Below are 13,435 nucleotides of genomic sequence, written 5' to 3'. Positions count from 1 at the left end.
ATCCCACTCACCCCGCCACCTCCAAGCAGCCGTTACCGCTGACCTCCACCGCCATCCCGTCGAGGCCTCCCCCACCCAGCACCAGCCGCCACCGGCGCAGCCGCCCACCAGCCACCCCACTCATCCCGCCACCCCCACACAGTCGTTGCCGTTGCCCCCCGCCCCCGCTCCCCCTTCTGCCTCCGTCACCAAGCCCAGCAGCAGCCGCACGATCGGCACCACGGCGTCCGCGCGTGCGGGGTCGACCTCATCGGCGAAGCCGGGGAGGCCTCCCCCTGCCCCGCTCGCGGATCCGCTCCCCACGCGCCCCGCCCCGGCTCCGGCCCCCGCCGGCCCCCGTCTCACCAGCTCGCCCAACGTCCGCCGCACCCCCGGTTCGTACGCCGAGAAAGTGCGCCGCAGCAACGGCAGTACGTCGGTGAAGGCGCTGTCCGACACCCCGCTCAGCCAGTCGTCGACCAGGCCGAGCAGTCGCTCGTCGTGCACCAGCAGCATCCCGCCGCCGGAACCGCCTCCGACGAACCCCTCGATCCAGGCGGCCCCTTCGGCGGGCGCGCTCCCCCGGGACAGCGCGAGCCCCATGAGCCGAGCGACCTCCTCATCCCCCAACGCCCCCGCGTCCAGCAACAGCCGCACGCTCCGCCCCCGTACAACCCCCGCGACCGTGTCCCGCTGCCCCAGCACCCGAAGCACGGAGTGCCAGCGCTCCCGCACCCCCCGCCCCGCCGCCGCGGGTGCCATGTCCACCGCCCCGGGCGCCGAAGCCCGGGGCGACGGCCCCACAGCCGGGCCCGGGCTGATGTCGCCGAGCAGCCCCACCGCCCCGTGAACGGCGTCCACATGCCCCCGCATCTCCACGGCCGCCTCCGCGTCCAGCCCCGCGCACGCGGGCGGCAACCCCACGAAGATCCGCTCGGCGAGCCCCAGGGCCACCCCGCCGAGAGCCTCCGTGCCGGTCCCCCGGACATCCCCGTACCGAAGGGACCGCACCAGCGCGGGCAACGCCTGCGCGAGGTGCCCGACATCCGCGTCCAGCGCCGCCCGGTCCGCCAGCACCCGCATCACCACGGGCAGGGCGTCCGGCAGCTCGGCCAGCAGACACCGCTCGGCGAGCGCGGTGACCTCGGCGAGTGCCGAGGCGTCGACCGCGTCGGACGAGGCCTTGCCCGAGGCCGCGGCGAGGACCGTGGTCCCCCACACCCCCGCCTCCGCGACCCGCACGGAGAGCTCCGGCTCCCACCGCAGCCGCCAGGTCTCCCGGAACGTCCCCGTGCTCCCCCGGGACACAGCCGGCTCCCCCCAGTGGACGCCGAGCAGCCGCAGCCGGTGCAGCAGTCTGCTGCGCGCGGCGTCCGTCTCCTTGCGGAGGTCGAGCTCCAGCTCCCGCTCCGCCGCCTCCGGCTTGAGCCGCAGCGTGCGCTGCAACCGCGTGAGGTCCCGCTGCAGCGGCACCGCGGGCGCCGACTCGGGCACCTCGCCCAGCACATCGCCCACGACGAGCTTGTCGTGCACGAGCGCGAGCGGCACATCGGAGCCGTCGCACATCACCGCACGCACGGCGTCGGTCGTCTCGGTCAGTCCGGCCAGCGGCCGCCCCCGCATCGCGGCCAGCGTGTCGGCGAGCCGCACCGCCTCGATGACGTGCGCGGACGAGACGAGCATGCCCTCGTCGCGCAACAGCCCCGCGACCTTCGTCATCCACCGCTCGACGGGCCGGTCGGGCGCGCCGAACAGATGCCCGTACCAACCGGGCGAGGTGATCCCCGCGCCGTACCCGCTGGCGCGGGACAGCCTGCGGTGGGTCCACGGCACCCACGTCATCTCGGCCTTCACCTTGGGCAGCCCCTTGAGCAGCGCCCGGTCGGCGGCCACGGTGACCTTCCGCTGCAGCGCGGGGACGTGCCAGGCCCCGCACACCACGGCGACCCGCTCGGGCCCGAACTCCTTCTGCGCGGCGCGGACCTGGAGTCGCATGTACGCCTCGCGCACCAGGTCACGGTCGTGCCCGCCGTCCCCGTAGGCCTCGCGCAGCGCCCCCATCGCGTCGCCCAGCGCCTCGAACGGCGCGAACGCGTCACCGTCCGCCCCCCGGTGCTCGACGACGTCCTCCCACCAGCGCTCAGGGTCGTCGTACCCCGCGGTCTCGGCCAGGACGCCGATGGGATCGATCCGCACGTCCCCCGCGCTCCCGTCCTCCCCACCGCCGCCCTCCTCCCCAAGCGGCACCTCGGCACCACCCCCCTCCTCCCCCAGGGGCGCCTCCTCGACGCCCTCTTCCGCCTCCGTACGCAGAGCGAGTGAGTGAGCCGCGGGCAGATCGATGAAACGCACCGTCGCCCCCCGCCCCAGGGCCCACTTGATGGCAACCCACTCCGGAGAGAACTCGGCGAGCGGCCAGAACGCCGAACGGCCCGGCTGGTCCACGACATGGGCGAGCAGCGCCACCGGCGGCCGCATCCCCTCGTCGGCGGCGAGCCGCACCAGGGCGTCGGCCTCGGGCGGGCCCTCCACGAGCACGGCGTCGGGCCGCCCCGCGTCGAGCGCCGCCCGCACCGCACGCGCGGAGCCCGGCCCGTGGTGCCGCACCCCGAGCAGCAGCGGTTCCAACGCCCTCGTCATGCGCTCACCTCGCGGCACGCGCGGTAGAAGTCCTTCCACCCGTCGCGCTCCCGCACGACCGCCTCCAGGTACTCCTGCCAGATGACACGGTCCGCCGCCGGGTCACGCACGACGGCGCCGAGGATGCCGGCCGCGACATCACCGGGGCGCAGGACGCCGTCCCCGAAGTGAGTGGCCAGCGCGAGCCCGTTGGTGACGACGGAGATCGCCTCGGCCGTGGACAGCGTGCCGCTGGGCGACTTCAGTTTCGTACGCCCGTCGGCCGTCACGCCGTCGCGGAGCTCGCGGAAGACGGTGACGACACGGCGTATCTCGTCGATACCTTCCGGGCCCGTGGGCAGGTCGAGGGAGCGGCCGATCTGGTCGACGCGCCGCGAGACGATGTCGACCTCGGCGTCGGCGCTCTCGGGCAGCGGCAGGACGACGGTGTTGAAGCGGCGGCGCAGGGCGCTCGACAAGTCGTTGACCCCGCGGTCGCGGTCGTTGGCCGTGGCGATGAGGTTGAAGCCGCGCACGGCCTGCTGCTCCTGCCCCAACTCCGGGATGGGCAGCGTCTTTTCCGACAGGATCGTGATCAGCGTGTCCTGCACGTCGGCCGGGATGCGGGTCAGCTCTTCGACGCGTGCCGTCATGCCCTCCGCCATCGCCCGCATGACGGGGCTGGGCACGAGGGCGTCGCGGCTGGGGCCGTGCGCGAGCAGCTGGGCGTAGTTCCAGCCGTACCGGATGGCTTCCTCGGGTGTGCCCGCGGTGCCCTGGACGAGCAGGGTCGAGTCGCCGCTGACGGCCGCCGCGAGGTGCTCGGACACCCATGTCTTGGCGGTGCCGGGGACGCCGAGCAGCAGCAGGGCACGGTCGGTGGCGAGGGTGGTGACGGCGACCTCGACGATGCGTCGCGGCCCGACGTACTTCGGCGTGATCACCGCGCCGTCGGGCAGGGTGCCGCCGAGCAGATAGGTGGCGACGGCCCACGGCGAGAGCTTCCACCGCTGCGGCCTCGGCCGGTCGTCCTGGGCGGCGAGCGCGGCCAGTTCGGCGGCGAAGACGTGCTCGGCGTGCGGCCGCAGGGCGCCCGACGGATTCGCGGTCGCGGACGTCGTCGAGTCGACGGAAACGGTCATGGAGCGATCCCCCTCCAGCTCGTCCGGGCCGCATCTGGCCCGGATATGTCTCCACGGTGCACCACGCCACTGACAATCACCCTCCGCAAGCCGCTGACCTGTACAAACACCCGCAACCGGCCCGATTGTCAGTGGCTGCGCATACCTTCGAGACATGACTCAGCAGGGGGTGCGCTGGACGGCGGATCAGGTGCTGGCACTGGCTCCTGACGCGCCGTCACGCAAGGCGGGAAGCAAACTCGGCGTCGCCGGCCCATGGTCGGAGGCGGGCAGTTCTGGCGAGGGGACGGTGTGGGGGCTGTGCAAGGGCAGTGGCAGCAAGCCGTATCAGACGGTCGTCGACATCGCGGACACAGCGGGCCCGGCGTACAAGTGCAGTTGTCCGAGCCGCAAGTTCCCGTGCAAGCACGCGCTGGGGCTGCTGCTGGTCTGGGCGGGCGCGGACGGCACCGTGCCGGAAGGCGGGGAACCGCCGCTCTGGGCCGAGGAATGGCTCGCGTCACGCCGCAGAAAGGCCGAGGGCAAGCGGAGTCCGGCTGCGGCGCCCGCGGCCGCGGCAGACCCGGAGGCGGCGCGTAGAAGAGCCGAGAAGCGGGCCGAGCGGATCACCGCGGGGGCGTCGGAGCTGGAGCAGCGCCTGTCCGACCTGCTCCGCAGCGGCACCGCCTCGGCCGAGCAGGCGGGGTACGGCGCGTGGGAGGAGACGGCGGCCCGCATGGTCGACGCGCAGGCGCCGGGACTCGCCGCTCGGGTAAGGGAATTGGGTGCGATTCCGTCCTCCGGCCCCGGCTGGCCCGCGCGCCTGTTGGAGGAGTGCGCGCTGCTCCACCTCCTCGACCAGGGCTGGCTCCACCGCGACCGGCTGCCGGCCGATCTTGCGGCCACCGTGCGCTCGCACGTCGGCCTGCCCGCGCACCCGGAGGGCCCACCGTTGCGGGACCACTGGCTGGTCCTCGCCCAGTACGACACGTCGGACAGCAGGCTCACCACACGCCGCATATGGCTGTACGGCACGGAATCCGGCCGCACCGCGCTGCTCCTCTCGTACGGCGCGGCGGGCCGCGCACCCACGCTCGCCCTCCCGGTGGGCCTCGCGCTCGACGCCGAGGTGACCGCCTATCCGGGCGCGTCCCAGCCGCGCGCGGACCTGGGCGAACAGTTCGCGGCGCCGACACCCACCGCACACCGCCCCCCGGGCGTACGGACGGAAGAGGCCACCGCCCGATACGGCGAGGCGCTGCTCGGCGACCCATGGCTGGAGTCCTGGCCCGTCACGCTCGTCGAGGTGATACCGACCCCGCACGAAGACTCCTGGCAACTGACGGACTCCGAGGGCACCACCGCCCTCCCCCTGTCCCCAGCCGCCATATCCAGGCCAGGCCTATGGCGTCTGGTCTCCCTCTCCGGAGGGGCACCGCTGACGGTGTTCGGCGAGTGCGGCCATAAGGGCTTCACCCCGCTCACGGCCTGGCAGAAGGACTCACGGCATCCGGTGTCGCTGTGCTGACAACCGCACGCCAGAGGACAAACACATGCCAGAGGCCAACCACACAGCTGGTGACCAACGCACACCTGGGGACAACCGCACACCAGGAGACACGCATGCCCACTCCACCCCCCGCCCCTGCCTGGGACGACCTGGTCACGGCAGCCTTGCTGGGCACCGACCGCCGCGCGCTGCCGGCCGCCCTCCACGCCCACGGCAAGGAGGCGCCACTCGCCCTCCTGGACGCGGCGGCGGTGCAGACGGTGCGCCGCAGGGCGGGCCTGCGCCCGGCCGCGGCCGCCACGCCACCCGAGCCCGCCGCGGACGACCCCAGGCCACAGGTGCCGCCGGCGGCCGGACGCAGGCTCGCGACGCTGCTCACCGACCAGCCCGGCACCGGCAGCGGCGGCCGCCGCGGCTCCGCACCCGACCTGATGGAGCTCCTGCCCCAGTGGCTGGCCCTGGCCAACGCGCGAGGCTACGGCGCACCACCGGAGCTCCTGCCCGCCCTCCTGAACGCCGCCCGCGGCCGCACGGACCTGCGCCCCCAGGCACTCACCTTCGCGGGCCCCAGAGCGCTCTGGCTGGCCCGCCTGAACCCCGACTGGAAGTTCGCACTCCGCGCCACCCCGGGAGGCGGCGTGGCGCTCCCGTCCACCGGCGACGCAGAGAGAGTCAGGCAGCTCTGGGAGGAGGGCCTCTTCGCCGAGCGCGTGGCGCTCCTCACCGCGCTGCGCGCGGACGACGCCCGCATGGCCCTCGACCTGCTCGCCTCCACCTGGCCGACGGAGCGGGCGGAGGACCGGCTGATGTTCCTCGACTCGCTGCGCACGGGCCTCTCCGCCGCGGACGAACCCTTCCTGGAGCAGGCCCTCACGGACCGCAGCCGGAACGTCCGCGCCACAGCGGCAGAACTGCTGTCCGCGCTCCCCGAATCGGCTCTGGCAGGCCGGATGTCGGCACGTGCCGCCTCCTGCGTGGCCATCGACCACACATCGCACACACCGACCCTCACCGTCGAGGCGCCGCACGAGTGCGACGCGGGCATGGAGCGGGACGGCGTCGTCCCGAAGCCCCCCGCCGGGCGGGGCGAGCGCTCCTGGTGGCTCGGCCAGCTCGTGGAATCGGCCCCGCTCGCCACCTGGCCGCCCCGGCTCGGCAACCGCACCCCCACGGAGATCGTGGCGCTCCCCGTGGCCGACGACTGGCGGGGCGAACTGCACGCCGCGTGGTGCCGCGCGGCCGTACGTCAACGTGACGTCGCCTGGTCCAGAGCGCTCCTGGGCGCCCCCGCCTCACCCGACGCGGCGGGTCCGGGCGCCGTGTCGCTCGCCGAGCGAGCCAAACTGCTCGCCTCCCTGCCGGCCGCTGAGCGCGCGGACTGGGTGGCGGGGTTCATAGCGGCACACGGCCTGTCGGAGGCGTTCCAACTGCTCGGCGTCTGCGCGGTCCCCTGGGCCGGCCCTCTTGGGCGGGCCGTGGTCGACTCCCTGAACATCGCGCGCGACGCGGGCAGTTACCCGTGGAGCTTCAGCGGAGTGATGGGCCTGGCCGAGCGCTGTCTGGACCCGGCCGAGGCGGTCCGCCTGGAAGCGCTCACCGCGCTCCCCGACGAATCGGAGGACGCGTCACCCGGCGCGGGAAGCTACTGGTCGGAAGCGTTCCAGCGCCTGGTCACCACCCTGCGCCTACGCGCGGCGATACGCGACGAACTTCCCCCACCGCCATGACGCCCACCGATACGACACGGACCGCGACGGGCGAGCGAGCGAGCGATGGGGAAGTGCTCAGGCGGCCTGTCGCACGTTCCCCCGAACCCACTCCACGATCGACGTGGTGGTGGCCCCGGGCGTGAAGATCTCCGCGACGCCCTTCTCCTTCAGCGGTTCGATGTCCGCCTCCGGGATGATGCCACCACCAAACACCTTGATGTCCTCCGCGTCCCGTTCCTTCAAGAGCTCCAACACGCGCGCGAACAGCGTGTTGTGCGCTCCGGAGAGGATGGAGAGGCCGATCGCGTCGGCGTCCTCCTGGATCGCGGTGTCCACCACCTGCTCGGGCGTCTGGTGCAGCCCGGTGTAGATGACCTCCATACCGGCGTCACGCAACGCCCGCGCGATCACCTTGGCCCCGCGATCGTGCCCGTCGAGCCCCGGCTTGGCGACCACCACGCGGATCGGCCCGGCTGCCACACCCATCACTGCCTCCATGTACCGATATCCGTACCGACAACAGTCTGTCCCCGGCACAGATACCCCGCACCGCACCGGCCGGGGAAGTGAACGAACGTTATCCCCAGCATCGCGCAAGCGGCAGTTTCGCGGTGGAGAGCGAGGGGGAAATCACACGTGGGACACATTCGCTGCGCGCCCGTCCGCAACCCAGGGGTTCACGCTCCGCATCCGGACCAGGCGCGAGGGGAGCCGCAACGAGACGCCGGTCCACCGCGCCGGCAGCCGCACGGCGTGGTGACACCGCGCATCGGCGATGCAACGGGGGCACGGAGTCACCGCAGCGCGGTGGCCGGGATCGCCATCGCACAGCCGACTCCTCGACCACGACTCCCCCTAGGGCACACGGGGGACAGAGCCTCCCTTCCGTGCGCCAAACGGGAGGTCGACGATGCCGGTCACGAAGGCCCACGCAGGGGCCCGGCCCTTTCGTCCACTCGGTTCGCTGCTGCCGAAGATCCTCGGCCTGACCCCACTCCCGGCGCTCCCATCCCTCCTGCCCCTCCCGTCCCTCGCGTCTCTCCCGTCTCTCCCCGCCCTGCCGTCCCTCCCCGCCCTGCCGGCCAAAGTGGCCGGCCTCTCCGTGGCCCTGCTGAAAGCGACCGCTCTGGAGCTGACGATCCTCGCGGGCCACCTGCTCCTGTACCCCTCGGGCATCGCCCAGGAGCGCAGGTCGGCCCCGATCCAGCCGCCCGCCGGCGCGCCCCGTCTCCCCCCGGACGGCAGGCCTCCAGTCCTGCTCCTGCACGGCTTCATCGACAACCGCTCCGTCTTCGTACTGCTGCGCCGCGCGCTCTCCCAACACGGCCGCCGGGTCGAGACCCTCAACTACTCCCCGTTGACCTGCGACATCCGCGTCGCCGCCGAGCTGCTCGGCCGCCACATCGAAGAGATCTGCGAGCGCACGGGACACGCCCGGGTGGACATCGTCGGGCACAGCCTCGGCGGCCTGATCGCCCGCTACTACGTACAGCGGCTCGACGGTGACGCACGCGTCCGCACGCTGGTCACGCTCGGCACCCCGCACGCCGGCACCCGCGTCGTGCCGCTCGCGGACGCCCACCCGATCGTCCGGCAGATGCGCCCGGGCTCCGAAGTGATCCAGGAACTCAAGGAGCCGGCACCGGACTGCCGCACGCAGTTCGTGAGTTTCTGGAGCGACCTGGACCAGATCATGGACCCGCTGGAGACGGCCTGCGTCGACCACCCCGACCTCCTCGCGCAGAACGTACGCGTGACCGGCATCGGTCATCTCGCGCTGCCCGTGCACCCCGCCGTCGCGAACGGCATACGCCAGGCACTCGACCTGGCGAATCCGGGAGCCGACGCCAAGAGCGCGCCGAGCGGACTGACGGTCGCCTGACCGGGGCGCACCTCATCCGTCACTTTCCACTCCCACGCCCCCATTCACCTCCGCGTCTATCGAACGGACCTCGAACGCAGAGCCAAGGCTGTGCCCACAGTCCCCCGAAAGGCGGCCGAATGCCCGTTTCCTGAAACCGTGAAACCTGCCGAAGATTGTCGCGCCCGTATACCGCCGGGTACAGTCGCCGCACTGCTCTGCCCCTGCTGCCGAGGCGAAAGAGAAGTTGGTGAACGACCGTCACCCGTCGGGGAGCTCGACTCCCCCGTCCTCGGCACCCGGCGCCGACCAACCGCACTACCCGACGTACGACCAACAGAGCGCCCAGCACGGCGGCTACGGCTACGACAGCTACTCCACCGGCACCTTCGCCACCACCGGTTTCGACACCGGAAGCTTCGAGACCGGAAGCTTCGACACCGGTACTTTCGCCACCGACCCGCTCTTCGGTGACATGCCCGGCACCGGGCACGACACGGGCCAGTGGGAGACCACCACGGCCACCACGGCCCCGCCCCAGCGGACGACGCTCGCCGAGGACCCGTACGCCGCGCAGTACTACGCCGAGACGTACGACACCGGCAGCTACGACACCGCGTCCATGTGGTCGACCGGTGGCTACCAGCAGCTCGCCGACATCCCCGCGCAGCCGGGCCCCGACTCCACGGGCCAGTGGGACACCGCCGCCTGGGATCAGACGCCCCAGACCGGCGAGTGGGACACGCAGACCTTCGACACGAGCGCGTACGACCCGCACGACGCGGCCCCGCCGCACGAGGCGGAGCAGCCCGACCTCGACCAGTACGCGCTCGACGCGGACGCCGACGCCGCGTACGGGACCACGGATACCGAACCGGCCGCCGCGGACTCCCGGAGCGCCGCACCCCGCTCTTCCCGCGCCTCCCGCGGAAAGAGCGGCGGTGCCGACGGCGGCCGCTCCAGGACCCGCCGCCGTAGCCCCGCCAAGCGCTCCGCCCTGTTCACCGTCGCGGTGCCCTCGGCCTGCGTGATGGGCGTCGCCGGTGTGGCCGCCGCCTCCGTGGGCAGCTTCGGCGGGGACGACGAGAAGAAGGAAACGGCGGCATCGGCTCCGGACGCCACGTCCGTGCAGCCCTCTGCCGCCAACAACAAGCTGGACACCCAGCTGGCGAACCTCTCCGCCGACGCTGGCGACTTCGCGGACCGCGCGAGCCGCACACAGGAACGCATCGACCTCAAGGCGGAGAAGGTGGCCGCCCAGAAGAAGGCGGCAGCCGAGGCGGCGCGCAAGGAGCGGCTGCGCCCCAAGTTCGCTCTGCCGGTGAAGCAGCACGGCCTGAGCGCCTACTACGGCCAGGCGGGCGTCAACTGGATGTCCGCGCACTCCGGCATCGACTTCCCGGTGTCGTACGGCTCGGAAGTCTTCGCCGCGACCGACGGCACCGTGTCGACGAAGTGGAACAGCGCCTACGGCAACATGGCGATCGTCACCGCCAAGGACGGCACGGAGACGTGGTACTGCCACCTCTCCACGCACAAGATCTCCAGCGGTCCAGTGAAGGCGGGCGAACCCATCGCCTTCTCCGGGAACTCCGGCAACTCCACAGGACCGCACCTCCACTTCGAGGTGCGGCCCGGCGGCGGCTCGGCGATCGACCCGCTGCCGTGGCTGCGCAGCCACGGCCTCGACCCGACGTAACCCCCTGGGGTCACTCTCCGACCGCCACCCCAGACGTCAGAGCTTCTCCACCGGCGCGTACCTCAGCAGCAGACGCTTCGGCTTGGGCTCTCCGAAGTCCACCGTCGCCTCGGCGTTCGCACCCGTCCCCTTCACCCCGACCACGGTCCCGAGGCCGAACTGGTCGTGCGTGACCCGGTCGCCGACGGCGAGCGACACCACCGGCTTCTCCGACGCGCGGCGCGTGGCGAAGCCCTGCGCCCCGCCGGAACGCGAGCGCGAGGAGGACAGCGTCGAGGCGATTCCCGCGACGGGCCCGGACGACGCGGGCGCGCCCATCGAGCCGGTCCGCTTCCAGTCCAGGTGCGTGTCCGGGATCTCCTCGAGGAAACGCGACGGCGGGTTGTACGACGGCTGGCCCCAGGCGCTGCGCATCGAGGACCGCGTCAGATAGAGCCGTTCACGCGCGCGTGTGATGCCGACGTACGCGAGGCGGCGCTCCTCCTCCAGCTCCTTGACCTGCCCGAGGGCGCGCATGTGCGGGAAGACGCCGTCCTCCATGCCGGTCAGGAACACCACGGGGAATTCGAGGCCCTTGGCGGTGTGCAGGGTCATGAGCGTGATGACTCCGGAGCCGTCGTCCTCCTCGTCGGGGATCTGGTCGGAGTCGGCGACCAGGGCGACGCGCTCCAGGAAGTCGGAGAGCGTGCCGGCCGGGGCGGCCCCCTCCTCGCCCTCGGCGGCAGCTGCGCTGTTGTCCTGCTCGAACTCCAGCGCGACGGCGGCGAGCTCCTGGAGGTTCTCGATGCGCGTCTCGTCCTGCGGGTCGGTCGAGGCCTGCAACTCGGCGAGGTACCCGGTCCGTTCGAGCACGGCTTCCAGGACGACGGCCGGACCCGCGCCGGACTCGACGATGGTCCGCAGCTCCTCCATGAGCGTGTTGAAACGCTTGACGGCGTTGGTGGAGCGGGCCGCCATTCCGTACGCCTCGTCGACGCGGCGCAGGGCCTGCGGGAAGGAGATCTTCTCTCGCTGCGAGAGCGCGTCGATCATGGCTTCGGCGCGGTCGCCGATGCCCCTCTTCGGCACGTTCAGGATGCGGCGCAGCGGGACCGCGTCCTCGGGGTTGGCGAGAACACGCAGGTAGGCCAGCACATCGCGGACCTCCTTGCGCTCGTAGAAGCGGACGCCGCCGACGACCTTGTAGGGCAGGCCGACGCGGATGAAGATCTCTTCGAAGACACGGGACTGGGCGTTCGTCCGGTAGAAGATCGCGACGTCGCCGGCCTTGGCCTCGCCCGCGTCGGTGAGGCGGTCGATCTCGTCGGCGACGAACTGGGCCTCGTCGTGCTCGGTGTCGGCGACGTATCCGGTGATGCGGGCGCCCGCGCCCTGGTTGGTCCAGAGGTTCTTGGGGCGGCGGCTCTCGTTCCGCTCGATGACCGCGTTCGCCGCGGTGAGGATCGTCTGTGTGGAGCGGTAGTTCTGCTCCAGGAGGATCGTCGTCGCGTCGGTGTAGTCCTCCTCGAACTGGAGGATGTTGCGGATGGTGGCGCCGCGGAAGGCGTAGATCGACTGGTCCGCGTCACCCACGACGCACAGCTCGGCCGGGTCGTCCTCGTCGCCTCCGGAGGGGCCGACGAGCTCGCGCACCAAGGCGTACTGGGCGTGGTTGGTGTCCTGGTACTCGTCGACCATGACGTGCCGGAAGCGGCGCCTGTAGTGCTCGGCGACGTCCGGGAAGGCGCGCAGCAGGTGGACCGTCGTCATGATCAGGTCGTCGAAGTCCAGCGCGTTCGCCTCGCGGAGGCGGGACTGGTACATCGCGTAGGCCTGGGCGAGGGTCTTCTCGAAGCCGTCGGCGGCCTGCCCGGCGAAGTCCTCCTCGTCGATCAGCTCGTTCTTCAGGTTCGAGATCTTGGCGCTGAAGGACTTCGGCGGGAACTTCTTCGGGTCGAGGTCCAGGTCGCGGCAGACCAGGGCCATGAGGCGCTTGGAGTCCGCGGCGTCGTAGATCGAGAAGGAGGAGGTGAAGCCCAGTTTCTTGTACTCGCGGCGCAGGATGCGGACGCAGGCGCTGTGGAAGGTGGAGACCCACATCGCGTTCGCCCGGGGGCCGACGAGCTGCTCGACGCGCTCCTTCATCTCGCCCGCGGCCTTGTTCGTGAAGGTGATCGCGAGGATCTGGCCCGGGTGCACGCCGCGCTCGGCGAGGAGGTACGCGATGCGGTGGGTCAGCACCCGGGTCTTGCCGGAGCCGGCGCCGGCCACGATGAGCAGCGGGGAGCCGGCGTGCACGACGGCCGCGCGCTGGTTCTCGTTCAGCCCGTCGAGGAGGGACGCCGGGTCGATGACCGGGCGCGGGGCACCGTCGCGGTAGTGCGACTCGCGGGTCATGGGCGCGTCGAACTTCCCGTCGAACAAGTCGTCCGGAATGGGCTCCGGAGCGCTGTCCTCGGGCGGCGGCGGGGGCGCTTCGTCCGCGGCCCGGGAGGGCTGCAGGTCCGCCAGGAAGCTGTCATCAAAGAGGCTGCTCATCGCCTCCCGAGTCTAGGCGGCCCCACTGACAACCCGCTGCGGGTTCCGGACACACCCCGGACTTCCCACTCCGCGCTCACGGACGATCACGATCCGCTACGTCTCTCCGTGTCTCCATCGTGTCCGCGTCAAGGGTCTCGTAAAGTCACGAAAATGTATCGGGCATATCGAACATCAACCTTCACAGGAGCCACACGGGTTGGCTAGCGTGCCCGGCGGGCCACTCGCCCTCCCACCGGCGAACCCCGCCGGGAACGGGTGGCCTCCGCCGAGTCCGACACGTTCGGAGCCGGGGACCCACCAGAACCTTGGGGTGAATCGGTCCCGTACGAAGTACGGGACTGTAGGGCAGCCTTCCGAACCACCCGCCCGAACCCGACAGCTAACCCGGTAGGCGGTCTACGGAAGGAGTCGCCTCCC

General features: G+C 71.9%; 8 protein-coding genes and 1 riboswitch. Of the genes, 4 read left to right on the top strand and 4 right to left on the bottom strand.

The genetic code is table 11. The features are described 5' to 3' along the window. Positions 1-120 precede the first annotated feature (120 nt). Entirely contained in the window at positions 121-2,619 is a 2,499-nt protein-coding gene (locus ACZ56E_RS07445; protein ID WP_471212068.1) for a DUF5682 family protein, read from the bottom strand. Continuing rightward, positions 2,616-3,740, bottom strand: a complete 1,125-nt coding sequence (locus ACZ56E_RS07440; RefSeq protein WP_471212065.1) for an ATP-binding protein — start codon at positions 3,738-3,740, stop codon at positions 2,616-2,618. The genes ACZ56E_RS07445 and ACZ56E_RS07440 overlap by 4 nt, the downstream gene beginning before the upstream one ends. 154 nt (positions 3,741-3,894) lie before the next feature. Between ACZ56E_RS07440 and ACZ56E_RS07435 the strand changes: the two genes are divergently transcribed. Next, positions 3,895-5,247, top strand: a complete 1,353-nt coding sequence (locus ACZ56E_RS07435; RefSeq protein WP_471212063.1) for an SWIM zinc finger family protein — start codon at positions 3,895-3,897, stop codon at positions 5,245-5,247. 95 nt (positions 5,248-5,342) lie between these two features. Beyond that, entirely contained in the window at positions 5,343-6,956 is a 1,614-nt protein-coding gene (locus ACZ56E_RS07430; protein ID WP_471212061.1) for a DUF5691 domain-containing protein, read from the top strand. Positions 6,957-7,013: 57 nt separating this feature from the next. Here the strand turns inward: ACZ56E_RS07430 and ACZ56E_RS07425 are convergent, their stop codons facing one another. Then, entirely contained in the window at positions 7,014-7,424 is a 411-nt protein-coding gene (locus tag ACZ56E_RS07425) for a cobalamin B12-binding domain-containing protein (protein ID WP_471212060.1), read from the bottom strand. A gap of 424 nt (positions 7,425-7,848) precedes the next feature. Here ACZ56E_RS07425 and ACZ56E_RS07420 point away from each other — a divergent pair, with 424 nt between their 5' ends. Both ACZ56E_RS07420 and ACZ56E_RS07415 read left to right on the top strand, forming a co-directional pair. Beyond that, the gene (locus ACZ56E_RS07420) at positions 7,849-8,820 is read left to right on the top strand and encodes a lipase family alpha/beta hydrolase (RefSeq protein WP_471212058.1); all 972 of its coding nucleotides are present in this window, start codon (positions 7,849-7,851) and stop codon (positions 8,818-8,820) included. 229 nt (positions 8,821-9,049) lie between these two features. Then, positions 9,050-10,498: a M23 family metallopeptidase gene (locus tag ACZ56E_RS07415; protein WP_471212057.1), complete on the top strand. Its 1,449-nt coding sequence runs from the start codon at positions 9,050-9,052 to the stop codon at positions 10,496-10,498. A 36-nt stretch (positions 10,499-10,534) separates the two neighbouring features. Here ACZ56E_RS07415 and pcrA read toward each other — a convergent pair whose 3' ends face one another. Beyond that, on the bottom strand, positions 10,535-13,015 hold the full coding sequence (pcrA, locus tag ACZ56E_RS07410) for a DNA helicase PcrA (RefSeq protein WP_471212054.1): 2,481 nt from the start codon (positions 13,013-13,015) through the stop codon (positions 10,535-10,537). A gap of 256 nt (positions 13,016-13,271) precedes the next feature. Further along, a riboswitch (cyclic di-AMP (ydaO/yuaA leader) is annotated at positions 13,272-13,427 on the top strand. Positions 13,428-13,435 lie beyond the last annotated feature (8 nt).

The organism is Streptomyces sp. NPDC039480, assembly GCF_055597165.1.
This window is presented reverse-complemented; position numbering and strand designations above follow the sequence as displayed.